The sequence below is a fragment of the Erythrobacter donghaensis genome (assembly GCF_002155425.1).
GTDB lineage: Bacteria > Pseudomonadota > Alphaproteobacteria > Sphingomonadales > Sphingomonadaceae > Erythrobacter > Erythrobacter donghaensis.
Window position 1 is genome coordinate 692,176 of sequence record NZ_MUYG01000011.1, and the last position, 24,075, is coordinate 716,250.

At 66.7% G+C, this 24,075-nt stretch carries 27 protein-coding genes; 16 read left to right on the forward strand and 11 right to left on the reverse strand.

What is annotated here, in order from left to right; translation table 11 throughout:
- Nucleotides 1-37: 37 nt before the first annotated feature.
- Nucleotides 38-1,495 (forward strand): cysteine--tRNA ligase, encoded by a 1,458-nt coding sequence (gene cysS, locus BZF59_RS14825; protein ID WP_086608997.1) that lies wholly within the window; start codon nucleotides 38-40, stop codon nucleotides 1,493-1,495.
- Here cysS and BZF59_RS14830 read toward each other — a convergent pair.
- On the reverse strand, nucleotides 1,492-2,109 hold the full coding sequence (locus tag BZF59_RS14830) for a 2OG-Fe(II) oxygenase (RefSeq protein ID WP_086608998.1): 618 nt from the start codon (nucleotides 2,107-2,109) through the stop codon (nucleotides 1,492-1,494). The two genes, cysS and BZF59_RS14830, sit on opposite strands and share 4 nt — an antisense overlap.
- Nucleotides 2,110-2,195: 86 nt before the next feature.
- On the opposite strand from BZF59_RS14830, the gene BZF59_RS14835 reads away from it, so the two are divergent.
- The 3 genes from BZF59_RS14835 to BZF59_RS14845 all read left to right on the forward strand — a co-directional run bounded on the left by BZF59_RS14835 (nucleotide 2,196) and on the right by BZF59_RS14845 (nucleotide 6,512).
- Nucleotides 2,196-3,134 (forward strand): D-2-hydroxyacid dehydrogenase, encoded by a 939-nt coding sequence (locus BZF59_RS14835; protein WP_086608999.1) that lies wholly within the window; start codon nucleotides 2,196-2,198, stop codon nucleotides 3,132-3,134.
- 144 nt (nucleotides 3,135-3,278) lie between these two features.
- Nucleotides 3,279-4,961 (forward strand): acetolactate synthase large subunit, encoded by a 1,683-nt coding sequence (locus BZF59_RS14840; protein WP_086609000.1) that lies wholly within the window; start codon nucleotides 3,279-3,281, stop codon nucleotides 4,959-4,961.
- A 111-nt stretch (nucleotides 4,962-5,072) separates the two neighbouring features.
- Complete coding sequence (locus BZF59_RS14845; protein WP_086609001.1) at nucleotides 5,073-6,512, forward strand: aldehyde dehydrogenase family protein; 1,440 nt, start codon at nucleotides 5,073-5,075, stop codon at nucleotides 6,510-6,512.
- 98 nt (nucleotides 6,513-6,610) lie between these two features.
- Here the strand turns inward: BZF59_RS14845 and BZF59_RS14850 are convergent, their stop codons facing one another.
- Nucleotides 6,611-7,039, reverse strand: a complete 429-nt coding sequence (locus BZF59_RS14850) for a hypothetical protein (RefSeq protein ID WP_086609002.1) — start codon at nucleotides 7,037-7,039, stop codon at nucleotides 6,611-6,613.
- Nucleotides 7,039-7,257 carry a hypothetical protein gene (locus BZF59_RS14855; RefSeq protein ID WP_086609003.1) on the reverse strand — a complete coding sequence of 73 codons (219 nt, stop codon included), beginning with the start codon at nucleotides 7,255-7,257 and terminating at the stop codon, nucleotides 7,039-7,041. Before BZF59_RS14855 ends, BZF59_RS14850 begins: the two co-directional genes overlap by 1 nt.
- Nucleotides 7,258-7,380: 123 nt before the next feature.
- On the opposite strand from BZF59_RS14855, the gene BZF59_RS14860 reads away from it, so the two are divergent.
- The 3 genes from BZF59_RS14860 (at nucleotide 7,381) to BZF59_RS14870 (ending at nucleotide 9,189) form a co-directional block, all read left to right on the forward strand.
- Nucleotides 7,381-8,061 carry a LexA family transcriptional regulator gene (locus BZF59_RS14860; RefSeq protein ID WP_086609004.1) on the forward strand — a complete coding sequence of 227 codons (681 nt, stop codon included), beginning with the start codon at nucleotides 7,381-7,383 and terminating at the stop codon, nucleotides 8,059-8,061.
- Complete coding sequence (locus tag BZF59_RS14865; protein WP_211277408.1) at nucleotides 8,058-8,477, forward strand: hypothetical protein; 420 nt, start codon at nucleotides 8,058-8,060, stop codon at nucleotides 8,475-8,477. The genes BZF59_RS14860 and BZF59_RS14865 overlap by 4 nt, the downstream gene beginning before the upstream one ends.
- Nucleotides 8,478-8,547: 70 nt before the next feature.
- Nucleotides 8,548-9,189 (forward strand): MBL fold metallo-hydrolase, encoded by a 642-nt coding sequence (locus tag BZF59_RS14870; RefSeq protein WP_086609245.1) that lies wholly within the window; start codon nucleotides 8,548-8,550, stop codon nucleotides 9,187-9,189.
- Nucleotides 9,190-9,318: 129 nt separating this feature from the next.
- Here the strand turns inward: BZF59_RS14870 and BZF59_RS14875 are convergent, their stop codons facing one another.
- Nucleotides 9,319-9,714 (reverse strand): MAPEG family protein, encoded by a 396-nt coding sequence (locus tag BZF59_RS14875; protein ID WP_211277409.1) that lies wholly within the window; start codon nucleotides 9,712-9,714, stop codon nucleotides 9,319-9,321.
- Between the two features lie 225 nt (nucleotides 9,715-9,939).
- On the opposite strand from BZF59_RS14875, the gene rpmF reads away from it, so the two are divergent.
- From rpmF to BZF59_RS14900, 5 genes are all read left to right on the forward strand, one after another.
- Nucleotides 9,940-10,116 carry a 50S ribosomal protein L32 gene (gene rpmF, locus BZF59_RS14880; protein WP_069310627.1) on the forward strand — a complete coding sequence of 59 codons (177 nt, stop codon included), beginning with the start codon at nucleotides 9,940-9,942 and terminating at the stop codon, nucleotides 10,114-10,116.
- A 36-nt stretch (nucleotides 10,117-10,152) separates the two neighbouring features.
- Nucleotides 10,153-11,238, forward strand: a complete 1,086-nt coding sequence (gene plsX / locus BZF59_RS14885; RefSeq protein WP_086609005.1) for a phosphate acyltransferase PlsX — start codon at nucleotides 10,153-10,155, stop codon at nucleotides 11,236-11,238.
- Nucleotides 11,235-12,209 carry a beta-ketoacyl-ACP synthase III gene (locus BZF59_RS14890; protein WP_086609006.1) on the forward strand — a complete coding sequence of 325 codons (975 nt, stop codon included), beginning with the start codon at nucleotides 11,235-11,237 and terminating at the stop codon, nucleotides 12,207-12,209. Before plsX ends, BZF59_RS14890 begins: the two co-directional genes overlap by 4 nt.
- A 140-nt stretch (nucleotides 12,210-12,349) precedes the next feature.
- Nucleotides 12,350-12,649, forward strand: coding sequence for an integration host factor subunit alpha (locus BZF59_RS14895; RefSeq protein ID WP_181443397.1), 300 nt, complete (start codon nucleotides 12,350-12,352; stop codon nucleotides 12,647-12,649).
- 26 nt (nucleotides 12,650-12,675) lie between these two features.
- Nucleotides 12,676-13,107 carry a MerR family transcriptional regulator gene (locus BZF59_RS14900; RefSeq protein ID WP_086609248.1) on the forward strand — a complete coding sequence of 144 codons (432 nt, stop codon included), beginning with the start codon at nucleotides 12,676-12,678 and terminating at the stop codon, nucleotides 13,105-13,107.
- A gap of 6 nt (nucleotides 13,108-13,113) precedes the next feature.
- Here BZF59_RS14900 and BZF59_RS14905 read toward each other — a convergent pair whose 3' ends face one another.
- From BZF59_RS14905 to BZF59_RS14925, 5 genes are all read right to left on the reverse strand, one after another.
- Nucleotides 13,114-13,755 carry an SMI1/KNR4 family protein gene (locus tag BZF59_RS14905; RefSeq protein WP_158094336.1) on the reverse strand — a complete coding sequence of 214 codons (642 nt, stop codon included), beginning with the start codon at nucleotides 13,753-13,755 and terminating at the stop codon, nucleotides 13,114-13,116.
- A 5-nt stretch (nucleotides 13,756-13,760) separates the two neighbouring features.
- Nucleotides 13,761-17,183, reverse strand: a complete 3,423-nt coding sequence (locus BZF59_RS14910; RefSeq protein WP_086609008.1) for a chromosome segregation SMC family protein — start codon at nucleotides 17,181-17,183, stop codon at nucleotides 13,761-13,763.
- A 27-nt stretch (nucleotides 17,184-17,210) separates the two neighbouring features.
- A complete protein-coding gene (locus tag BZF59_RS14915) occupies nucleotides 17,211-17,957 on the reverse strand; it encodes a thioredoxin domain-containing protein (RefSeq protein ID WP_086609009.1) in 747 nt (248 codons plus the stop codon).
- Between the two features lie 93 nt (nucleotides 17,958-18,050).
- Nucleotides 18,051-18,809 carry a DsbA family protein gene (locus tag BZF59_RS14920; protein WP_086609010.1) on the reverse strand — a complete coding sequence of 253 codons (759 nt, stop codon included), beginning with the start codon at nucleotides 18,807-18,809 and terminating at the stop codon, nucleotides 18,051-18,053.
- Nucleotides 18,806-19,372, reverse strand: a complete 567-nt coding sequence (locus tag BZF59_RS14925; protein WP_086609011.1) for a DUF721 domain-containing protein — start codon at nucleotides 19,370-19,372, stop codon at nucleotides 18,806-18,808. Before BZF59_RS14925 ends, BZF59_RS14920 begins: the two co-directional genes overlap by 4 nt.
- Before the next feature lie 14 nt (nucleotides 19,373-19,386).
- Between BZF59_RS14925 and BZF59_RS14930 the strand changes: the two genes are divergently transcribed.
- Entirely contained in the window at nucleotides 19,387-20,430 is a 1,044-nt protein-coding gene (locus BZF59_RS14930) for an A/G-specific adenine glycosylase (RefSeq protein ID WP_086609012.1), read from the forward strand.
- Here BZF59_RS14930 and BZF59_RS14935 read toward each other — a convergent pair.
- Nucleotides 20,427-20,648, reverse strand: a complete 222-nt coding sequence (locus BZF59_RS14935; RefSeq protein WP_086609013.1) for a hypothetical protein — start codon at nucleotides 20,646-20,648, stop codon at nucleotides 20,427-20,429. The two genes, BZF59_RS14930 and BZF59_RS14935, sit on opposite strands and share 4 nt — an antisense overlap.
- A gap of 108 nt (nucleotides 20,649-20,756) precedes the next feature.
- Between BZF59_RS14935 and BZF59_RS14940 the strand changes: the two genes are divergently transcribed.
- The 3 genes from BZF59_RS14940 to BZF59_RS14950 are packed head-to-tail and all read left to right on the forward strand — an operon-like array spanning nucleotide 20,757 to nucleotide 23,655.
- Nucleotides 20,757-22,079, forward strand: coding sequence for a serine hydrolase domain-containing protein (locus tag BZF59_RS14940; protein WP_086609014.1), 1,323 nt, complete (start codon nucleotides 20,757-20,759; stop codon nucleotides 22,077-22,079).
- Nucleotides 22,079-22,975 (forward strand): NAD(+) diphosphatase, encoded by an 897-nt coding sequence (gene nudC, locus BZF59_RS14945; RefSeq protein ID WP_211277410.1) that lies wholly within the window; start codon nucleotides 22,079-22,081, stop codon nucleotides 22,973-22,975. The genes BZF59_RS14940 and nudC overlap by 1 nt, the downstream gene beginning before the upstream one ends.
- Nucleotides 22,972-23,655: a DsbA family oxidoreductase gene (locus BZF59_RS14950; RefSeq protein WP_086609015.1), complete on the forward strand. Its 684-nt coding sequence runs from the start codon at nucleotides 22,972-22,974 to the stop codon at nucleotides 23,653-23,655. Before nudC ends, BZF59_RS14950 begins: the two co-directional genes overlap by 4 nt.
- Here the strand turns inward: BZF59_RS14950 and BZF59_RS14955 are convergent.
- Complete coding sequence (locus BZF59_RS14955) at nucleotides 23,652-24,044, reverse strand: DUF1489 family protein (RefSeq protein WP_086609016.1); 393 nt, start codon at nucleotides 24,042-24,044, stop codon at nucleotides 23,652-23,654. The two genes, BZF59_RS14950 and BZF59_RS14955, sit on opposite strands and share 4 nt — an antisense overlap.
- Nucleotides 24,045-24,075 lie beyond the last annotated feature (31 nt).

Sequence of the window (24,075 nt, forward strand, 5' to 3'; positions counted from 1 at the left end):
TGCGCTGGGAGGACGGAATAGGGCAAAGGCCGCCGCCATGACCGATACGCCGCTCAAGCTGTTCAACTCGCTCACCCGCTCGCTCGAGGTGTTCGAGCCCGTCCACCCGGGTGAGGCGCGCGTCTATTCCTGCGGGCCGACGGTCTACAACTACCAGCACATCGGCAACATGCGCGCCTATGTCTTTGCGGACACGCTGGGGCGCACGCTCCAGTGGAAGGGTTACAAGCTCACCCATGTGGTCAACATCACCGATGTCGGCCACCTCACCTCCGACGCGGACGAGGGCGAGGACAAGATGGAGCGCATGGCCGCGCGCGAGGGAAAGAGCGCGTGGGATATCGCGAAGTTCTATCAGGCTGATTTCGAACAGGATCTGGCGCGGCTCAACGTCCAGCCCAAGCAGCACCCCCGCGCGACCGAATATGTCGAAGCGATGATCGCATGGGGCAAGTCGATCGCCGACAAGCACTGCTACGAGCTGGAGAGCGGGCTCTATTTCGACGTCTCGACCGTCGCCGACTATGGCCGGCTGGCCCGCGCGGTGACCGAGGACGGGGAGGGCCGGATCGAGAGCGTCGAGGGCAAGCGCAATGCCGCCGACTTCGCGATCTGGCGCAAGACGCCCGCTGGCGAGACGCGGCAGATGGAATGGGATTCGCCGTGGGGCCGGGGCGCGCCGGGGTGGCACCTCGAATGCTCGGTGATGGGCGAGGCGCTGCTCGGCTTCCCCTTCGACATCCACACCGGCGGGATCGACCACCGCGAGATCCACCACCCCAACGAAATCGCGCAGAACCAGGCCTATTGCTGCACGAATGGGTTGGACGACCCGAAGAATTCGGGTGCGAAGATCTGGATGCACAACAACTTCCTCGTCGAGCGCTCGGGGAAGATGAGCAAGTCCTCTGGCGAGTTCCTGCGGCTGCAATTGCTGATCGACAAGGGCTACCACCCGCTCGCCTACCGGCTGATGTGCCTGCAGGCGCATTATCGCTCCGAGCTGGAGTTCAGCTGGGAAGGGTTGGGCGCGGCGCTTACGCGGTTGAAGCGGATGGTGAGGGCAATAGATAAGCTTCGTGGTGTCGACGCTAAAGACGCTACTAAAGAAGCCCTAGCAATCGTCGGTTACGACATGAAATTCAAATTCCATCTCGCTTTAAGCGATGACCTTAACACGCCGGTTGCACTTACGCAGCTTGAACGAGCATTAGCACTGAAAAAAGTGAGTCTACCGGCTCAGCGCGCTCTGATCGAAGAGATGGATAGTGTGCTAGGTCTCAAATTGTTCGATCTCCGTATAGAAGACTTCAGAATTCGACCTGCTGATGCTCTTATCGAAGAGCGGGAAGTATTGGCAGCGCTCGCCCGCCGCAAGGAGGCCCGCGCGGCCAAGGACTTCGCCGCCTCCGACGCAATCCGCGACGAACTCACAGCCCAAGGCGTCGAGGTGATGGATGGCGACCCGCTCGGCTGGGAGTGGAAGCTCGGTTAGGCCGCGGCCGGATTGTCGGCACGCGGGCGGCACAGCCAGCACACCAGCGAAAATCGTGCGGTGGCGAAATCGTCGCCCGGCAGGTGGATTGTCTCGACCTCGTGCGGCGCGAGCGACGGGAAGGCGACCAGCCGATCGTGCTGTGGCGTGATGGTCTGGCGTTCATCGCCGACCAGCCCGTGCATCACCAGATCGCCGCCCGAAAAGCGTCGCGGCTCGGCCATGAGGTAATAGACCAGGCTCAGCACCCGGTCCGATGCCGAGAGCGCGCGCTTCGGCCCGGTATGCGTGTCGATATGGCGCTTCAGCCGGTGCCCGTCGCGATAGGCAGTCAGATCGAAGTCGGACAGTTCGAGGCCGAAACTCTCGCAACCCGTCTCGGCCCGCAACCGGCCAGCGACCTCTTTCAACCCGGCCGCGAAGGGTTCGAGCACGGGCTCGGGATCACCCCTGAACGACAGCGACTTGCGGAACCCTTCAAGGGACCGGGAGCCGCCATAGTGATACTGCGCCGAAGGCTCGAATTCGGCCTCATGCCCGATCACGAATTCGCGCATCCGGGCCGACACCTCCGGCCCGAGAAAGTCGTCGATGATACAGACCGGCAGCAGCATGGCGCGGGCTGTCACAAGCCGGGTTGCGCCTGTCAAGCCGCTTGCGCCCTCTGGCCGCGCGCCCGCAAAGGCACTAGGAACGCCGCATGACCACGCTCGCCCTGTCCGGACTGATCCGCCCGATGCTCGAACCGCGCCTGCCTGAAGGCCTCGATGTGCGCTGGTTCATGACCCACGAGGAATCGCTGGAGGCGGTTAAGGGCGCGGAGATCGGCTGGTTCGATTCCAACAGCAAGGAAGCCATGGCCGAAACGCTGCGCGCGGCGACCGATATGAAGTGGCTCAATTCGATCTATGCGGGCCTCGATTTCCTGCCGATGGACGTGCTGATCGAGCGCGGGATCACCGTAACCAACGGGGCCGGGATCAACGCCATCACCATCGCCGAATATGTGGTGATGGGGATGCTCAACATCGCCAAGGGCTACCGCGAGGTTGTGCGCGCGCAAGGTAGGCACGAATGGCTGCTCGACAGCCCCGGCAAGCGCGAACTGGCGGGGTCGAAGGCGCTGCTGCTGGGTTACGGCGCGATCGGGAAACTGATCCAGCCGCGGCTCGAAGCTTTTGATGTCGCGGTGAGCGTGGTGCGGCGCTCGCCCGGCGCGAATACGCTCGGCCCCGATGAATGGCGCGCGCGGCTTGGGGAGTTCGACTGGGTGATCCTCGCCGTGCCTGCTACGCCCGAGACCGACGGAATGATCGGCGCGGCAGAGCTGGCGGCGATGAAAAGCGACGCCGTGATCGTCAACATCGCGCGCGGTTCGGTGATCGACCAGCCCGCGCTGATCGAGGCGCTGCAAGCCCGCGCGATTGGCGGCGCCTTCCTCGATGTGACCACGCCTGAGCCGCTGCCCGCCGATCATCCGCTATGGTCGCTCGACAATGCGCATATCTCGATGCACCTGTCGGGCCGGGCGCAGGACAAGATGTTTGTCCGCTCGGGCGACCGCTTCCTCGCAAACCTCGACAAATATCTGCGCGGCGAGCCCGTCGCCCCGGTGTTCGACCCCCGGCTTGGCTACTGAAGCCGCCCGCCGTTTGGCGGCTTGGCGCTTTTCTGCAATACTTCGCGCAGGCGAGCGCCCATCACGCGGCGGTCACACGCGCGCGCTAACCCGTGCGCAATGAGCCAGCGGGGGGCTGGACGCGGCAAGGGGGGACAAGCAGACATGAGCGACACCAAAAAGGCATCGGACCTGTTCATCGAATGCCTCGAAGCCGAGGGCGTCGAGTATATTTTCGGCGTACCGGGGGAAGAGAACCTCGATTTCCTCGAGAGCCTGTCGAAGTCGGACAAGATCAGGCTGATCCTCACCCGCCACGAACAGGGCGCGGGGTTCATGGCGGCGACCTATGGCCGGCACACCGGCAAGACCGGGGTGTTTCTCGCCACGCTCGGCCCCGGCGCGACCAACATGGTCACCGCGGTCGCCTATTCGCAGCTGGGCGGGATGCCGACGCTGGCGATCACCGGGCAGAAGCCGATCAAGAAATCGAAGCAGGGCCGCTTCCAGATCCTCGATGTCGTGGCGATGATGAGCCCGATCACCAAATATGCCCACCAGCTTGCGAGCGCCGATAACATCCCCAGCCGCGTGCGCGAGGCGATCCGGCTCGCCGAAGAGGAAAAGCCCGGCGCGGTGCATCTCGAATTCCCCGAGGATATCGCCGAGGAACACACCACCAGCCGGCCCCTTGCCCCCTCGATCGCGCGGCGGCCGTCTGCCGAACAGAAGGCCGTGCGGCAGGCCGTGCTGGCGCTGGAGCAGGCCAAGGCTCCAATTCTGGTGATTGGCGCGGGCGCGAACCGCAAGATGACCGGGCGGATGCTGCGCCAGTTCATCGACAAGACCGGCATCCCCTTCGTCACCACCCAGATGGGCAAGGGCGTGGTCGATGAACGGCATCCGCTGTTCCTCGGCTGCGCGGCGCTCTCGGCCGGGGACTTCGTCCACCGCGCGATTCAGGACGCGGATTGCATCGTCAATATCGGCCACGACGTGATCGAGAAGCCGCCGTTCTTCATGCGGAACGATTGCGAAGGCCCGGTCGGATCCGACAGCCCGCCCAAGGTCATCCACGTCTCGACCAAGACCGCCGAGGTCGATCCGGTCTACTTCCCCCACATCGAAGTGATCGGCGACATCGCCAACGCGATCTACCAGATCAAGGAAGACATCGTCCCGCAAGGCCGCTGGGATTTCCGCCGGATGCTCGAATACCGCGCCGCCGAGGTCGCGCACACCGCGCCGCTCGCCGCCGACGCGCGCTTCCCGATCTTCCCGCCGCATCTGGTAGCGCAGGTGAGGGGCGCCATGCCCGAGGACGGGATCATCTGCCTCGACAACGGCGTCTACAAGATCTGGTTCGCGCGCGGCTACACCGCCTACCTCCCCAACACCGTGCTGCTCGATAATGCGCTGGCAACGATGGGCGCGGGCCTGCCAAGCGCGATGATGAGCGCGATGCTCTATCCCGACCGCAAGGTGATGGCGATCTGCGGTGATGGCGGGTTCATGATGAACTCGCAGGAGATGGAGACCGCCGTCCGGCTTGGGCTGAACCTGACCGTGTTGATCCTGCGCGACGATGCCTACGGGATGATCCGCTGGAAGCAGGCCAACATGGGCTTTGCCGATTTCGGCCTTACCTATGGCAATCCCGATTTCGTCAAATATGCCGAAAGCTATGGCGCGACCGGGCACCGGGTGACGTCAGCTGAGCACCTGACCGACCTGCTGCAACATTGCCGCGATACGCCCGGGGTGCATCTGATCGATTGCCCAGTCGATTACAGCGAGAACGACCAGATCCTGAACCACGACATCAAGCGGCTTTCGAAGGAGCTTTGAACCTTTTCGTCTCCCCGGGCTTGACCCGGGGCCCCGCTTATTTCCCGCAGCGGCGCAAGAAGTAGCGGGATCCCGGATCAAGTCCGGGAAGACGAGGAAGACGCAAAAACCATGCCCCAACTCAAATCGACCTACCCACTCTACCTCAACAACAAGCCGGTGCAGCCCAACACCGATCTCGAGGTGACGGACAAATACACCGGCGAGGTCGCCTTCCGCACCGCGCTGGCGACGCCCGATGTGATCGAGGAGGGGATCGCAGGCGCGGTGCGCGCGGCGGAGCCGATGGCGAAGCTTGCCTCCTACGAGAAGCAGGATGTGCTGATGCACTGCGTAAAGCGCTTCAAGGAACGGTTTGACGAGCTCGCCTATGCGCTGTGTATCGAGGCGGGCAAGCCGATCAAGGATAGCGAAGGCGAGGTCACCCGCCTGATCGACACCTTCCGCATCGCCGCCGAAGAAGCGGTGCGCAATTACGGCGAGGTCCAGCCGCTCGACATTTCGGCGCGGGCCAAGGGTTATATGGGGATGTGGAAGCGCGTGCCGATCGGGCCGTGCAGCTTCATCTCGCCGTTCAACTTCCCATTGAACCTTGCCGCCCACAAGATCGCGCCCGCCATCGCGGTCGGTTGCCCCTTCGTGATGAAGCCCGCCTCCAAAACCCCGCTTGGCGCGCTCATCATGGGCGAGGTGCTGGCCGAGTGCGATGTGCTGCCGGAAGGCGCGTTCTCAATCCTCCCCGCCAGCCGCGACGGGGCTGACCTGTTCACCGAGGACGAGCGGCTGAAGCTGCTCTCCTTCACCGGCTCGCCAGGGGTGGGCTGGGCTCTCAAGGCCAAGGCGGGCAAGAAGAAGGTGATCCTCGAACTTGGCGGCAACGCGGCGGTCGTGATCGACAAGGACGCCGATCTCGAGGACGCGCTGGCGCGGGTGATCTTCGGGGCTTTCTACCAGTCGGGCCAGTCCTGCATCGGGGTGCAACGCATCCTGATCCACGCCGAGGTCTATGACCGCTTCAAGGACATGCTGGTCGCCAAGACCAAGACGCTGGTCGCGGGCGATCCCAAGGACCGTGACACCTTCATCGGCCCGATGATCTCCAAGGGCGAGGCCGAGCGGCTGAAGGGCTGGATCGACGAAGCGGTCGAGGACGGGGCAACCTTGCTGTGCGGCGGCGGGCTGTCGCGCGGCAACATGCTCGAAGCAACGCTGCTCGAAGGCGTGCCCGAGGGTGCCAAGGCGCGCGACGAGGAAGCCTTCGGGCCGCTCGCCATTCTCCAGAAATTCGACGACTTCGACGCCGCGCTTGGCGAGGTCAACAAATCGCGCTTCGGTCTTCAGGCGGGGATCTTCACCCGCGACCTGTTCAAGATGTTCGATAGCTGGGACCGGCTCGACGTGGGCGGCGTGGTGATCAACGACGTGCCCAGCTACCGGGTCGACAACATGCCCTATGGCGGGGTGAAGGATTCAGGCCTCGGCCGCGAGGGTATCCGCTTCGCGATGGAAGACATGAGCGAGATCCGTAATTTGATCGTGCGGCGGGCTTAGGCACATCGTCTCCCCGGCCTCCGAGCCGGGGCCCCGCTTTTCTTCCCGGCAGGAAGGCAGCGGGGGCCCGGGTCAAGCCCGGGAAGGCGCGACGGTCTTCACCCCTCCTCAAGCAGCAGCAGCACCGCGGTCACCTCCAGCCGCTCCATCGCGCCGAAGCGGTGGTCGACCTTGGTGACGGTGGCATCGGCGACCAGCTGGCCGGGGAGGGTGAATTCGTGATCGGGCAGGCGCTCGATCAGCTCCTCACCGCCGACCACCGCTTCTGCGCCGCAGAACTCCAGCACCACTTCGTGCCGCGTGCCGGCGAAGGTGATCGAGGCCCAGGCCTTCTCCTCGTGCCCCAGCACCGTGCCGTGCCCGTTCGTGAGCGTCATCAGCGCGGTGTGCACCCGGTCGGCGAGCGTGCGGCGCGCGCGCAGGGCGGCGGGTGGCGCTGCGGGGAGGGGGGCGGACTTGACCTCGATCTGGTCGAAATCGGCGAAGATATGCGCGAAGGGATCGCGCAGGCTTTCGGTCAGCAGCATCAGGCCATCCCCCCCTTGGCCACGCCGGGCGCTTCGGCGGCGGCGCGGTCGGCATAGCCTTTCATCCACGCGCGGGTGCGCAATTCGGTTTCGCGGCGCGGGCTGCGGCCCATGCGCAGGTCGAGAACGAAGCGCGGATCATGGGCGGCGAGTCGCCCGAATCGCGTCGCGGGCAACTGGTGCTCGCTGAGGAAGGTTTCGATGGTCCGAAGCAGCATGGTTTTGCGTCCCTGTTGATGCTGAGCCGATGGGTGAGCATCGGGTGATTCGCCCGATGTTCCTGAAATGTTCCATGTTTTTTGGTGCTTGTCTAGGAAATTTCTTTCGTGTAGGAAGTGTCCATGAAGGAAACCCAACACAGCGACGCTGAATTACTCTCCGGGCCGCGTGCCCGGCTGCTGGAATTGTCGCAGGAACGTGGGGTAAGTCTGGCGGCCCTGTCCGATCTGCTGGGGCGCAACCCTTCCTATCTTCAGCAATTCATTCGCAAAGGCAGCCCGCGAAAGCTGGAGGAACAGGATCGCGCGACGCTCGCGCGTTTTCTCGGCGTGGCCGAGGAGGAATTGCGGGAGGTGCAGGAAAATTCCTACGTAAAGCCCCCGAGGCGTCGCGAGGAGGGCGAGTGGGTGGAGGTGCCCCGGCTCGATCTCGGCGCATCCGCCGGGGCAGGGCGGGTGCCCGGAAGCGAGGCCGCCTTCGACACTTTCCGCTTCTCGCGCCGCTGGCTGGAAGAACAGGGTCTCGCCCGCGCCGAGCTTTCCGCGATCCGCGTGGAGGGAGACTCGATGGAGCCGCTGCTCAATGACGGCGACGAAATCCTCGTCGATTGCTGCCCGCGCCCGTTCCGCGACGGTATCCACGTGGTGCGCCTCGGCGACACGCTGATGGTGAAGCGCGTCGCCAGCGCCGGGCCGGGGCGGGTGGCGCTGCTCTCGCAGAACCTCGCCTATCCCCCGGTCGAGGTGGCGGCGGAGGAGGTGGAAATTATCGGGCGGGTTGTTTGGAAGGGGGGACGGGTGTGAGCGACACGATGCGGCAATTTCCTATGGCAGTCGATGCAAGCAAGGTTGGGCATTACCCTGCTCTGACCAAGGCAGGCGGCGGCCTCGTGTGGGACGAGGTGCTGGAATATCGTGTATGGTGCCATCCGCCTGAGGGTGGCGACGATTACTACTATGCATTCGCCACTTATGAAGAGGCGCTCGAATGCTCGGCCCATGAGGCTGGGGCGGAGGAGCCTTTGGCATTGGTGCTCCAACGGGAGTGGCTCGATGAACCCGAAGCCGGTCGATACGAGCACATGAAAGGAGAAAGGATCGCCGAGTGGCAGGTCGCTTGGCTCAGTCGGCCACGCCGGACCGATCAGACCATTCCCGACTTCCTGAGTCCCGACGCCCCGGCGAACAGGTTGGCGATCCTGCGGGGTCAGGCAGGTTGACCGGGTTGCAATCGGATCGCGTTCTGTCCAACTACGGCCCATGACCGACACCCCCAAGCCCACGCCCCCCATGCGCGCCGCGATCATTCCGGTGACGCCGCTGCAGCAGAACTGCTCGCTGATCTGGTGCACCAAGACCATGAAAGGCGCGCTGGTCGATCCCGGCGGGGATCTGGACAAGCTCAAGGAAGGCGTCGCCAAAGCCGGTGTTACGCTGGAGAAAATCCTCGTCACCCATGGGCACTTGGACCATTGCGGGCAGGCGGGGATGCTGGCGGACGAGCTGGGCCTCGACATCGAAGGCCCGCACGAGGATGACCGCTTCTGGATCGACCAACTCGACGATGACGGCCCGCGCTGGGGAATGGTGGCGAAGAGCTTCACCCCGACCCGCTGGCTCAAGCATGGCGACAGGGTGACGGTGGGCGAGCTGACGCTCGATGTGATCCATTGCCCCGGCCACACGCCCGGACACGTGGTGTTCTTTCACGAACCAAGCCGCTTTGCCATCGTGGGCGATGTGCTGTTTCAGGGCTCGATCGGTCGCACCGACTTCCCGCGCGGCAATCATCAGGATCTGATCGACAGCATTACCCAGCGCCTCTGGCCGCTCGGCGAGGACGTGATGTTCATCCCCGGCCACGGCCCGACCAGCACCTTCGGGCGCGAGCGCAAGACGAACGCGTTCGTCTCGGATTACGCGCTTTCTTGATTGCGACCCCGCCTCCGCGGGGTCGTCCTCGGTGCTGTTCCTTCGCTTCGCTACGGGCACCTGCGGGCGGCCGGTCGGCCTTGCGGCCCGTCCTGCGGCGGGCCGATGGGCGCCACCCGTTGGAGTAGCCTACATCACCCCCATTGCCACCAGCGCCGCGACCACCGCCAGCCCGAGCAGCACCAGCATTGTCACCAGCGTGCCCACCATGCGGCCCCAGCCCCAATTGCCGCCGTCCATGCCGAAGCCGTGCAGCACCCGGCCGATCATGTAGGCCGCCGCCACGAGGCTGAGCCACCAGCTGCCCCGGCCCGCCAGCTCGATTCCCGCGATCAGCGCCAGCACGAAGGGCGTGTTCTCGACGAAATTCGCCTGCGCCCGCATCCGGCGTTGCAGGCTCTCGCTGCCGCCGTCGCCGACGTTGATCGAGAGTGCGCGGCGCACGGCGCCGATGCGGATCGACAGCCAGAGATTGAGCACGGCAGCCGCCGCCGCCGCGGCCAGCGTGACAGGAAGCACGATCATGATAGAAACCCCTCGATATTGCGGCGCCCTTGCTAGGCGGGCCGCGAGCGGGTTGCAACGCGCGAAATTTTCGCTATAGCGCGCGCCTTCCCGCCGCTGCTGGCCAAGGAATGCACGCACCTGCTTGTTGCTTGTGCGCGCGCACTCCTTGCCGTAAGGGCGGCCTTCGAGAATCGCAGGTGCCACTCGGTGCCCCACAGAGTTATTTGAGGAATTGGTGCCGCCATGGCTGTCCCCAAGAGAAAAGTATCGCCTTCCCGTCGCGGCATGCGTCGTTCGCACGATGCGCTGAAGGTCGAAGCCTTCGGTGAATGCTCGAACTGCGGTGAGCTGAAGCGCCCGCACAACATCTGCGGCCACTGTGGCCACTACAACGGGCGTCAGGTCGTCGCCGTCGGCTGAGCCGATGGCCTTCACCCTGAACCGGAGTAACGCATCATGAGCCTGCCCCGTATCGCTGTCGATGCGATGGGCGGCGATGAAGGCGTGCGCGTGATGGTCGAGGGCGCGGCGCTGGCGCGGCGCGACCACGACAAGTTCAACTTCCTGTTGGTGGGCGATGGCGCGCGGATCGAAGCTGCGCTCGAAAACCACCCCAACCTCAGGGCGGCCTCCGAAATCCTGCATTGCGACGACGTGGTGGGTGGCGACGAGCTGCCCAGCCGCGCGATCCGCCGTGCCAAGACCACCTCGATGGGCCTCGCCGTCAATGCGGTAAAGTCAGGCGCGGCAGGCGCCGCCGTCAGCGCCGGCAACACTGGCGCGCTGATGGCGATGAGCAAGCTGGCCCTGCGCACCATGCCCGGGATTGACCGCCCGGCGCTCGCGGCGATCATGCCGACCTTGCAGGCGCATGACGTGGTGATGCTCGACCTCGGCGCCAACACCGAGGCGGACGCGCGCAACCTGGTGCAATATGCAGTGATGGGCGCGGCCTATTCGCGGATCGTCAACGGCTTCGACAAGCCGGTCGTCCGCCTGCTCAACATCGGCACCGAAGAGATCAAGGGCACTGAAGAGCTGCGCGATGCCGCCGCGATGCTGACCGCCGCCTCGTCCGAAGGCGGGCTGGCGCTGCAATTCGACGGTTTCGTCGAAAGCGACAAGATCAACCGCGGCGAGACCCATGTGGTCGTCACCGACGGTTTCTCCGGCAATATCGCGCTGAAGGCGATCGAGGGTTCGGCGCGCTTCGTCACCGATCTGCTGCGCCAGGCCTTCACCTCCTCGCTGCGGTCGAAGATCGGCTTTCTGGTCTCGCGCCCGGCGACCGAGCTTTTGAAGCACCATCTCGACCCGAACAATCACAACGGCGCGGTGTTCCTCGGCCTGAATGGCGTGGTGGTGAAGAGCCACGGCAGCGCGACCGCCAAGGGTGTCGCTCACGCGGTGGCGGTGACCGCGCGGCTGCTCGAAAACAAGCTGACCGAGCGGATCGCGCATGACCTCTCCCAGCTGGGCGAAGGCGCGCTGAGCCGCAAGGGCCGCAGCAAACCCGCGCCGAGCGACGAGACAGCCGCGTGACCGGTTCGCGCTTGCTCGGCACCGGATCGGCCCTGCCGCGCCGAGTGGTGACCAATGCCGAGCTGGCGGAGCGCGTCGATACCTCCGACGAATGGATCGTCGCGCGCACCGGCATCCGCCAGCGCTATATCGCCGAGGATGACGAGACCACCTCGACCCTCGCCATTGCCGCCGCGCGCGCCGCGCTGGCCGATGCGGGGGTTGATGCGGCCAGCATCGGGCTGATCGTGCTCGCCACCGCCACGCCCGACAACACCTTCCCAGCGACCGCCACCAAGGTGCAGCAGGCGCTGGGCTGCAATGGTGGGATCGCCTTCGATGTCGCGGCGGTGTGCTCGGGCTTTCTCTACGCGATGAGCGTCGCCGATTCGCTGCTGACCACCGGCATGGCCAAGCGCGCGCTGGTGATCGGGGCGGAGACTTTCAGCCGCATCCTCGATTGGGAAGACCGCACCACCTGCGTGTTGTTCGGCGACGGGGCCGGGGCCGTGGTGCTCGAAGCGCCCTTGGGCGAAGCGCAGGGCCCCGACGCACCCGGCATCCTCGCCGCGCGGCTGCACGCCGACGGGGCGCATCACGATCTGCTCTATGTCGATGGCGGCCCCTCGACCACGCAGACCACCGGCCACGTCCGCATGAAGGGCCCCGAAGTGTTCCGCCACGCGGTCGTCAACCTCTCGGCTGTTCTCAAGGAAGTGCTTGAGGATGCAGGGGTTTCCGCCGATGCACTCGACTGGGTCGTGCCGCACCAGGCCAATGCCCGGATCCTCGATGCGACCGCAAAGAAGCTCGGCATTTCGCCCGACAAGGTGATCGTGACCGTGCAGGATCACGCCAACACCTCGGCCGCCTCGGTGCCGCTGGCGCTGGATGTGGCGCGCAAGGACGGGCGGATCAAGGCGGGCGATCTGGTGATGCTGGAGGCGATGGGCGGGGGCTTTACCTGGGGGGCGAGCCTCATTCGGTTGTGACCGCAACAGGGCGGCGGCAGACCCGCACCTAGCACAATTGCGGAAAATTCATCACAACGCCCGGCATCGCATTGCAAAACCGCATAAAATTCGTAAAGCTTTGCACCTTCCTTCGGGTCGCGCCGCAAAGGAGAATACGCATGATGCGTTCGGTTGGCACTCTTACTCGCGCCGATCTGGCGGAAACAATCAACCGCAAGATGGGTTTCAGCCGCGCGGAGTCGCTCGACATGGTCGAAGCGATCCTCGCCAAGATGAGCGACGCACTCGCCAAGGGCGAGAACGTCAAGATCTCGGGCTTCGGCAGTTTCGTGCTGCGCGACAAGAACGAGCGGATCGGCCGCAACCCCAAGACCGGGGTCGAAGTGCCGATCACCCCGCGCCGGGTGATGACCTTCCGCGCGAGCCAGCTGCTCAAGGAACGTATTGCCAAGGGATGACCCTTTGGCCAGCAAGGTGAGGTTTGATGACCGGGTTCGATGACGGCAAGGACGAGGGCGCGCTGCGCACCATCGGCGAAGTCAGCGAGGCGCTGGGCATCAAACCGCACGTGCTGCGCTATTGGGAAGCGCAGTTCCCGTTGCTCAAACCGCTGAAGCGCAGCGGCGGGCGACGCTATTACCGTCCTGATGACGTCGCGCTGGTCGAAACGATCGACCGGCTGATCAACCGCGAAGGCTACACCCTGAAGGGCGCCGAAGCGGTGCTGCGCGCCTCGGCCAAGTCCGGACTCGACCGCCGCTCGGCCGACCGCCGCGCAGGAGATCGCCGCGCCGATGCCGACAGCGGCGATACCCCCGGCGTGCGGGTGGTCGTCGCCGAAGCGCCTGAATTGGCCGAGGTGATCGCAGGGCTCAAGGCCGTGCGCGCCAAGCTGGCGGCGGCGCTGGAGGGTTAGACCTTCTCAGACCGGCAGGTTCATCTTCTGCACGGCATCAAGCAAGTGAGTGTTGGGCGGCTCAGCGAGCAGAAATTCGTAAGGCAGATCGGCCTTTCCGGTCGCGGTGATCGAGCAATTGTCTTGCTCCAGCGTATCCGCCATCCAACTGAGAAATGATGCAAGACTGCCCGCGATAACGCGCTTGCGCTCCTCATCCCGTCCGGAATTGATGATCTGTCCCGCAGTGCCTGCCGGACCGGGCGCTGTATCCACCGAGAGGTGATTGCCGCCATAATCGTGGGCGAAAGCGATCCAGCCCGAGTTGATGTATTTGGCGGTGATGGCCGCTTCGGGGTCGGAACTATGGAATTCGCCGTCGTCAGCGAGCTCCGGATCGGATTGGGCGATGTCGCGCCACAGCTGCGCGGTTCGAGACAGTTCGTCGATCGGCATGAAGCGCAGTCCGAAGAAAAACCCGATGCCGTTTCTCCTTTCGCCATTCGCAAGGCGATAGAGTTGCTTGAGCTGTTCGGACCCTGCGATGTCTGTCGCGTTCGCAATCTCCGCTTCGGTGAGCCCGGGATTGAGCCCTTCAATCAAGGCGGGGAAATTGGCCTCTGACCAGCTGCGGATGCGCGCGAATGCTTCGTCGACCTCGTTTGCCATCATACCTACTCCGCCGCCAGCAGCGCGGCCTCGCCCAGATCGACGCTCACCAGCCGCGAGATGCCTTTTTCCGCCATCGTCACGCCAAACAAGCGGTGCATCCGGCTCATCGTCACCGCGTTGTGGGTGACGATCAGGTAGCGGGTGGTGGTGCTGGCGACCATCGATTCGAGCAGGTCGCAGAAGCGTTCGACGTTCGCATCGTCCAAGGGCGCGTCGACTTCGTCGAGCACGCAGATCGGGGCGGGGTTGGTGAGGAACAGGGCGAAGATCAACGCGGTCGCTGTCAGGGCCTGCTCGCCGCCAGACAAGAGCGAGAGCGATTGCAGCCGCTTGCCCGGCGGTTGGGCGTAGATCTCCAGCCCTGCTTCCAGCGGATCGTCGGAGTCGATCAGCGCCAGATGCGCCTGCCCGCCTTCGAACAGCCGGGTGAAGAGCACGCGGAAATGCCCGTCCACCGCCTCGAAGGCCGCGCGCAGCCGCTCGCGCCCCTCGCGGTTGAGGCTGCCGATCGAGCCGCGCAGCCGGGCGATGGCCTCGACCAGTTCGGCCTGTTCCTCGGCTGACGAGCCGTGCTCGGCTTCGATCCGGGCGAGTTCGTCGGCTGCGACGAGGTTGACCGGGCCGATCCGTTCGCGCGCGGCGGTGAGCTTTTCGAGCTCGGTGGATTCGTCGGCGGCGGGGGCCAGATCGTTCTCGTCGAAGCCGAAGCGTTCGCCCAGCAGCGGCGGGGGGCACTGGAAGCGCTCGCCCGAGATGCGGGCCATTTCGGCGCGGCGCAGTTCCTCGTTCTCGGCGCGGGCGGTGAGGCTGGCGCGGCTCTCGCGGGCTTGGGCGAGCACTTCGGTCGCCTGCGCGAGCGCGGCGTCGGCGGCGCGCTGGCGGGTGTCGGCCTCGCGCATCACGGCATCGGCGGCGGCGAGTTCTTGCGTGAGCCGGTTGCGGGTCGCTTCGCCCGCTTCGATTTCGGCGGTGAGCGCGGCGGGCTTCGCGGCGTGGATCGCGACATCCTCGGCGATTTCTGCAAGCCGCCGGGTGGTCTCAGCCATGCGCCGCTCGGCATCGGAGGAGCGCGCCTGCCAGCCGGCGTGGTCCGCGGTCTGCGCCGCCAGCCGCTCACGCGCCACGGCCAGCGCCTGATCCTGCGCGGCGAGTTCGGCGAGCGCCGTCTGCACTGCGGCGCGGGCAGCGGCGTTGCGGGCCTGCGCGGCTTCCAGCGCAGCGCGTCCAGCGTCCTTCTCGGGCAGGCGCGCGCAGGCCTCCCGCGCCGTTCCAACCTCGGCGCGCCCGGCGGCGATCTGGCTGTCGATGTCGGAAGCGCTGGCGGCGAGTTCGGCAAGGCGCGCGGCGAGGCGTTCCTTGGCGGCCTCGGCCTGATCGAGCTTGCGCAGGGCCTGCCGCTCGGCCTCGATCGCTCCGGCGAGACTGCGTTCCTGCGCGACGAGCGCGGTCTGAAGCCCGGACAGTTCTTCACGCACGGCCTTGTCCTCGGCCTCGGCAGCGGCGGCGGCGGCGCGCAAGGGCGGGAGGGCGGTGTCCAGTTCGGCAAAGCGATTGGCCGCTTCAAGCTGCGCTGCTTCGGCAGCGCCTTCGCCGCGCGCGACGAAGCCATCCCAGCGGCGTAGGTGCCCGGCGCGGGTCACCAGCCATTCGCCGGGGGCGAGTGCGCGGCCATCGTCTTCGTCCACACAATGTACCAGTGCGAGGCGCGCGGCGAGTTCGTCGGGGCATTGCGTGAGGCGCTTGGCGAGGCTGTCGGCAACCGGCTGTGGCGCAGCGGCCCCCGTCCAGAACCGCCCATCCGCCGAGCCCGCACGCGCACCCAACGGCGATTTCCCGTCGCGCCCCAGCACCGCGGCGAGCGCGCGTTCGTATCCCGAAGCCACGCTGACCCGGTCGAGCGGGGTGGTCATGCCCTGCCGTCCGGCCTCGCGCTTGGCGCGCGCGTCGCGGTCGCGGGCGAGGGCCGTGTGCTCGCGCTCGACCCCGGCCAGTTCGGCGCGCGCTCCGGCAAGCTGGCTTGCGACCTCGTCGCGCCGCGATTGCAGTTCCGCCTTGCGCGACTGGTCTTCGGCGAGCTTCGCACGGAGCCGCGCCACCTCCGCGGCAGCGTCCTCGACAGCGGCGCGGGCCGCGATGACATCGGCCTCCGGATCGCCCGCGTTTTCGTGCTCGGCGCGGGTGCGCGCGATGCGGGCGGCTTCGGCCTCGATCCGGGCGAGGCGCGCCTCGGCCTGATCGACCGCTGCTTCGGCCACGCGCCATTCGGCCTCGACCCCGGCCTGATCGGCGGTCGCCTTGGCCAGAGCAAGTTCGGCGGCGCGGTGGGCGCGTTCCTTGTCCTCGGCCTTTTCGGCGAGCACCGGGCGTGCGGCTTCCGCAGCGGCGGCGGCTTCGCGGCTGGCGGCGAGTTCATCGGTCAGCCGGGCGAGCGCGGCGACCGCGGCATTGGTGAGCCGGTCGGCATCCGTGCGGTCTTCCTCCAGCCGGCGTTGCTGGCGGGCGAGATCGGCGAGACGGGTTTCGGCGGCTTCGAGCTTTTCGGCAAGCGCGGCCATGCGGTGCCCGTGGGCGCTGGCATCGTCGCGCCGGTCGGCGAGTTCGTCGCGCGCATCGGCGAGCGCCTGCGCCGCCTCGGCCTGCTGCTTTTGCGCGATTTCGACCAGCTTCTGCGCCTGCGCGACCTTGGTCTCGGCGTCCTGCGCTGCGGCGCGCGCGGCCTTGGCGGCGGCGGCGGCTTCGCGCCAGCGGGCGAACAGCAGACGCGCCTCAGCCGCCTGAATCTTCGTCGTGAGCTCGGTGTAGCGCTCCGCCTGCCGCGCCTGACGCTTCAGCGAAGCGATCTGCGCGTCGAGGCCCGCCATCAGGTCTTCGAGCCGCGCGAGGTTCGCTTCTGCGCCGCGCAGCTTGCTCTCGGCATCCTTGCGGCGGACGTGGAGCCCGGCGATCCCGGCGGCCTCTTCGAGCATCGCGCGGCGCTCTGCGGGGCGGGCGGCGATCACCTGCGCGATCTTGCCCTGGCTGACCAGCGCGGGCGAATGCGCGCCGGTGGCGGCATCGGCGAAGGTCAGCGCCACATCCTTGGCGCGCACGTCGCGGCCATTCACCCGGTAGGCAGAACCTGCGCCGCGCTCGATCCGGCGGGTGACGACCAGTTCCTCGCCGCCGTCATCCTCGGCGTGGAGCACCACTTCGGCAAAGTCGCGCGGGGGCCTTGTGGAGGTGCCCGCGAAGATCACGTCCTCCATCCCGCCCGACCGCATCGACTTGGCCGAGGTTTCCCCCATGACCCAACGGATCGCTTCGAGCAGGTTGGACTTGCCGCAGCCATTGGGGCCGACCACGCCGGTCAGCCCGGGCTCGATACGCAAGTCCGCCGGCTCGACGAAGCTCTTGAAACCGCTGAGCTTGAGCCGGTGGATCTGCATCGGGCTGGGTCTGCGCCCCCGCTGGCCTCAGCGCGCGCCGGCGCGCTGGAGCAGCGGTTCGACCTGCGACCAGGCGCCGCCATCGAGCTTGCGCCCGTTGAGAAGGAAAGTCGGCGTCTGGTTGATGCCGTCGCCGGCATAGCCTTCGGACAGTTTGGCGAGGCGTTCGAGCGAGGCGAAGTCGGCAAGGCAGGTGCGCGCCTGATCTTCGCTGATCCCGCGCGCGGCAAAGAATTCATACAGGCCGGCCACTTCGGCAAACCGCACGAACCGTTGATTTTCCGGCAGATCGTTGGCGGCGCTGAGCGCTGCCTGATTGGCATAGGCGCGGTCCTGAAGCGGGCCGAGGTTGGCCCAGATCTGATCTGCCAGCGGCAGTGCTGCTTCGGGCGAGGAACAGCCAATGAATCGCGTCAACACCAGATCAAGCGGTCCGTGGATCAGAAAGCTGCGAAACTCGAAGCTGACCCGCCCCGTTGCCACATATTTTTCCATCAGAGGGTCAACGCCCTCTTCCGCGAAGCGCGCGCAGGCCGGGCAGGTCAGTGAGCCGTATTCGACCAGCTTCAGCGGCGCATCCGGGTTGCCGACCAGATAGCCGCCTTCGGGCGTGGCGGCGACCTTGTCGGTCCAGCTGGTGCCTTCCGGCGCGGCAACCATCGGCAGCGGTTCGCTGCGCGCGGTGCCATCGGTGGCGGCATCGTCGCCGCAAGCAACCAGCATGAGCGGCGCGAGCGCGAGCAGGGGGAGCGAGAGCAGGCGGGAGACAGTCATCGGTCGGAAATCCTCAGGCAGTGAAGGGGCAGGATAGCGTTTCGCCCACCCGTCCAGCAAGCGGGCCGGGCGGCGGGGTGTGAACAAGTCGGCTCAGCTGTCCGGCCGGGCGGAAAAGCGGGCCGAAAGCGCGGGGTAGAGTGCCTCCCAGCTATGCACATCCGCCATCAGTTTGCCATCGAGCGCGAAGCTCGGCGTGCTGTTGACGCCGATCTCGGCAAAGTCGGCCTTGCTGTTGTCGCGCAGGCGCTGAGCGGCGGCATCGTCGGAGACGCAGGCGTCGAGTTCCGATTGCGACTGGCCGCGCGCGACCAGCATTTGGGTCAGCCCCAGCGCGCTGGCGGCGTTCATCCGTCCTGCCCGGTCGCCGCGCATCCACAGCGCCTGCTGGCTCTGCGGTGCGGCGCGCGCCTTGCCGAGCCAATCGGCCTGAGACAGCATCAGCGCCTGATGGCGCGCCTTGAACCCGGCGGGATCGCCGCACTGGGCGAGCAGGGTGACGGTGGTGTCGATCTCGTTGCGGATGACGGGGCGCACCTCGACGGTGAGCTTGCCCGGCTTCAGCAGCACGATCTCGATCGCCGGTTCGCCGCGCGCGGTGAAATCGGCACAGTGCGGGCAGGTGTAGCTGATGAATTCGATCATCTGCGCATCGGCCTTCGGATTGCCGATCACATGGCCGCGTTCGGTGCGCGTGATGATCGCCTGCCAGTTTCCGGGGTTGTCCTGCGGCACGAAGGCGCTGTCGGGGCGCTCCAGACCCTGCTGCTGCTTCTGCGCGGTGACCGGGACGCTCGCCACGGCCAGAGCGGCCGCGCCAGCGGCAGCGGAAAGGATGAGAGGCTTGATCATGACGTAGGGTTGTCCTCAGCGGGGTCTTGCGTGTTCGTAAGGCTGCGGGCGAGCGATTCCAGCACGGTGCGCAGCTCCAGATCGCCGATATCGCGCAAGCTGTCGCCCAATTCCAGTGGGATCGGCTTCAGCGACGGCGGCGGCTTGGCGGGGGCGGCGTCGGAGGGTGGGGTGACGGCGCCATGCCGCAGCTTAACGCGGGCGACTGCGCGGTAACCGAAGAAGCGATTCACCCGCTCGATGATCTCAGGCACGACCTGCTGGATCAGCGGGGCGTGGGCCGGGATCACCACCAGTTCAAGGATCCCTTCTGCCTTCTCGCCCGGGGGGAAGCGGATCGCTTCGGGGCTGCACACGCGGGCGTGGCGCTGGCCGACGATCTCGGGCCAGCGGGTGACGACCGAGGATTGCACAAAGCCGAAGCGGCGGAAGGCGGTGCGGCCGATCTCGGGCGTCAGATCGCCGATCGCGCGCACACCCCTGCCGCGCGGGCGGGTGTATGGCTTGATCTGGCCCTTCTTGCCGGAGGATGTCTTGTCGCTTCCCATGATTGCGCCCGCCATGCCATAGGCGGCGCGTGACTGCCAGTATCTCCGATCAATTGCTTGCCTGGTACGACCGCAACGCCCGCGACCTGCCGTGGCGCGCGCCGCCGGGGAGCCCGGTGCCGAGCGACGCGGCATGGCCCTACCGGGTGTGGCTGTCGGAAGTGATGCTCCAGCAGACGACGGTTGCGGCGGTGAAGCCCTATTTCGCGAAGTTCACCGAGACCTGGCCCACGGTCGAGGCGCTTGCCGCGGCACGCGAGGATGACGTCATGGCGGCATGGGCCGGGCTGGGGTACTACTCGCGTGCGCGCAATTTGGTGAAATGCGCGCGGGCCGTCGCGGAGCGGGGCGGCTTTCCCGCGACCGAGGCGGAGCTGCGAGCGCTCCCCGGCCTTGGCGATTACACCGCGGCAGCCGTCGCCGCGATCGCCTTCGGTGCGCGCGCGGTGGTGGTCGATGCCAATGTCGAGCGGGTGGTGGCGCGGCTTTTCGCCATCGACGCACCGCTGCCGGGTGCGCGCAAGGCGATCCGCGCGGCGGCGGACACGATCACGCCCGATGCCCGCGCGGGGGACTTTGCGCAGGCGATGATGGATCTCGGCAGCCACGTCTGCACCAGCCGCGCGCCGCGCTGTCTGCTGTGTCCGCTGGCCGAGGCCTGCGCGGGCCGCAAGCAGGGCGAGCCCGAGCGCCTGCCGGTCAAGCCGGTCAAGAAGCCCGTCCCCGAACGGCGCGGCACCGCCTTCTGGATCACGCGCCTTGCGGGCACCGAGGTGTGGCTTGTCACCCGCCCGGCGCAAGGGATGCTCGGGGGGATGCGCGCGCTACCCGACGATGGCTGGAGCGCGCAGGCCGATGGCTCGGGTAAGGCTCCCGTTGCGGGCGAGGCGCGCCGTCTGGGCGCGATAAGGCACGGCTTCACCCATGCCAGCCTGACGCTTGAGGTGGTGGCCATCGCAGTCGCTGCCGATCCGCCGGGGGAGGGGCAGTGGTGGCCGACGGGCCGGCTCGGCGAGGCGGGGCTGGCGACGCTGTTCGCCAAGGCAGCGCAGCTGGCGCAGGCGGACGGTTAGATCAGCCCGCCGCCCAGTGTCAGCCGCACGCCCGCGATCAACAGCGCGACGAGGCAGAAATTGCGCCCGCCGTCCTTCGACGACAGGGCGCCAAGGATGATCCCCGTCACGATCACCGGCAGGGCGAGCCAGTTGGCCCAGCCGAGCAGCGGGATTTGCGCGGGGATGACGATGATCAGGCTGATGAGGCCGATGATATAGGCAAGTGCGTTGAGCATGTGTCTTATATGGGCAAGACACCCCGCGATTGCAAGCATCGCGATTGACCCTTGCGGCGGCCTGCCGCACACAGGCCCCGCATTGCATCAGCCGGAGATTCTGCCCCCATGTCGGTTCACACCCTTGCCTCGCCCGCTCTTTCGCGCCGGTCGCTGCTGCGCGGTTCCGCGCTGTTTGCCGGGGGCGCGGCGCTCTCCGGCCTGCCGTTCGGGCGCATGGCCTTTGCGCATGATGTCGCCGAAAGCTGGCCTGCGCTCGCGGCGCTGGCGGACAAGTATGTTGCCAGCCGCAAGCTCGCCAACCTGTTCCTGACCTTCGGCTGGGGCGCTTCTGAGGATCACCCGCACACCGTGGGCGGCGGCACGCTCGCACTTGGCAAGCCGACGACTGTGGACGTGGATTCGCTCTATCGCATCTATTCGATGTCGAAGCCGATCACCGGCATGGCGACGATGATCCTGATCGACGAGGGCAAGCTCGGGCTCGACCAGCCGGTGCACGAAATCCTCCCTGCCTTCCGCGACATGCAGGTGCTGATCGACCCGGAAGGCCCGCTGGAGGATGTGGTGCCCGCCACCCAGCCGATCACCATCCGCATGCTGCTGACCCACACCTCGGGCCTTGGCTACCAGATCATCAGCAAGGGGCCGCTGCAAAAGGCCTATAACGAACTCGGCCTTGTCGGAGGGCGGGTGAGCCGGCTGCCGATCCCGGGGATCGAGCCGGTCACGCCCGCGCCGGGTCTCGCTGAATGGGCCGACCGGCTGGCGACGCTGCCGCTGATGTATCAGCCGGCGACCAAGTGGAGCTATTCCTGCTCGATCGACCTGCTCGGCCGGGTGATCGAGGTGGCGAGCGGCATGCCGTTCGAGACCTTCTTGAAGCAGCGCATCTTCGACCCCTGCGGCATGACCAGCACTTGGATGCAGGTGCCCGCGAGCGAGGCGCACCGGCTGACCGACAATTACGGCATCGTCGGCGGGACCCCGTTCCCGATCGACCCGGCGGCCAATTCGGTTTTCCTCGACCCGCCCGAAGTTCCGGCAGGCGGCGGCGGCCTCGTGTCGAGCCCCAAGGATTACGACCGCTTCCTGCGGATGCTACTGGGCTATGGCCGCCTCGACGGGCGCTTCATCATGAGCGAGGAGGCGGTGCGGGTCGGCACGTCGAACCTGCTGCCCGCCAGCGTCGATACCTCGGGCAGCTGGGTTGCGGGCGAGGGCCACGGCGCGGGCGGCCGTGTTTCGGGCAGCAGCTTTGGCTGGGGCGGGGCTGCGGGCACGCTGGGAGCGGTCGATTTCGGCCTCGGCCTGCGCTCCTGCCTGTGGACGCAATATATGCCGTCGGAAGCCTATCCGATCCGCGACGAATTCCTCGCCGCGATGCAATCCGATCTGGAGGCCATGCGCGCGAAGAAGATGGCTGCCTGATGCACGGCGCCGAGCTGCCCCCGCTGCCAATGGCCTTTTCCGGGTCGCCGATCGACCGGGCGGACAACATCCGGGTCGATGATGCGGCGCTCGGCGGGCTGATGAACTGGCGCGCGCGGGTTCTGCTGATGGACGGCTTGCTGCCGGGGGTGGACGATGCGGGCGGCCTCGTTTGGGGCAGCCTCGCCGATGTCGCCGAGGATGCCGAGCTGGTGCTTTTGGGGATGCTCGACGGCAAGGCCCATTTCGCCCCCGTGCCGACCGGCGGCGCGGAAGGCCCGGCCTACGCCCAGCCCGCCGCATGGCAGCTGATGCAATTGCTGAGCCCGCCCGATCTGGCGATCTATGGCGGGGCGCGCAGCCTTGTCGACTGGCACGCGCGGCACCGCTTCTGCGCGCGCTGCGGTTCTCCGACGAAGCTGGTCAAGGGCGGCTGGCAGCGGCATTGCGATGGCTGCGGCGCGGACCACTTCCCGCGCACCGACCCGGTGACGATCATGCTGGTCGAGCACGAAGACCGCCTGCTGCTCGGCCGCCAGCCGCGCTTCCCGCCGCGGATGTATTCGGCGCTCGCCGGCTTTGTCGAGCCGGGAGAAACCATCGAGGAGGCGGTCGCGCGGGAAATCCACGAGGAGGCGGGCGTGCGCGTGCGCGATGTGCGCTACATCGCCAGCCAGCCCTGGCCTTTCCCCAGCCAGCTGATGATCGGCTGCACCTCGATCGCGGATGATCCCGAGATTACCATCGACCGCACCGAGCTCGAAGACGCGCGCTGGTTCACCCGCGCCGAGCTCGAGGAAGCGCGCGCGGCGGGCGAGCACGGCACCGATCTGCTCTATTTCCCGCGCCCCTTCGCGATTGCGCATCACCTTGTGGCATGGTGGCTCGACAAATGACCGAGCAACTGACCATCGACATCTATTCCGACGTCATGTGCCCGTGGTGCCTGATCGGCTACGGCCAGCTGACCAAGGCGCTGGGCGAGCTAGAGGGCGAGATTGACGCGCAGATCCGCTGGCGGCCCTTCGAACTGAACCCGCAGATGCCCCCCGAAGGCGAGGAGCAGGAGGCGCACCTACAACGGAAATATGGCCGTCCCGCCGAAGAAGGCGCGCGGATTCGCGGGCAGATGAAGGCGATTGCGGAAAGCGCGGGCGTCTCGCTCAACTACGAAGGGGAGGGCGAGGCGCCCCCGGCGATGATGTGGAACACCCGCGATTGCCACAAGCTGCTGACCTTCGCACTGGAGCAGGCCGGGCCCGAGGTGCAGACCGCGCTGAAACTCGCGCTGTTCCGCGCGCATTTCAACCAGCGCCGCAACCTCGGTGACCGCGACGTGCTGCTCGACATCGCCGCCGGTGTCGGCCTTCACCGCGTCGCGGCCAAGGCGGCGCTCGACGATCCCGAGCTCGAAGCCCGCGTCCTCGCCGAAGAGGCGCAGGCGTGGGACATGAACATCTCGGGCGTTCCGGCGATGATCGTGGAGGGCAAGTTCCTGATCCCCGGTGCCCAATCGCCCGAGGTCTATGTCAACGCATTGCGGCGCGTCGCGGAAAAGAGTCAGGCGGCGGGCTAGACCAGCCCCAGCCGCTCCAGCTTCATCGCCAGCTTGCCGGGCAGCGCATCGCCGATGTCCTCGCCCTCGGCCACGTCCTGCGGGGCCTTGTCCTCGGTGAGGTAACGCCAGCCCTGATGCGCGCGCTTCGCCTGCTGGTGGACGCGGATCAGGCGGGGCTCCAGCACGATATCCCAGCGCCCGTCCTCGGTCTTTTCGAACCCGATGATCGGCGAGCGCGCCACGATCGCATGGTTGATGATCCAGTAGAGCGAGCCGCCGATGCACTCCTCGTGCCGGGTCGGGCGGTTGCGGGTGGTGAGCGCGATGGCGCCGCGCCCGCGATACCAGCCTTCAAGGTGCTCATAGCTCTTCGCCCCGAAGGCGATCTTGGTCAGATTGAGAGGCATGGGCTCAATGTGGGGTAAAGCAGCGCATGAT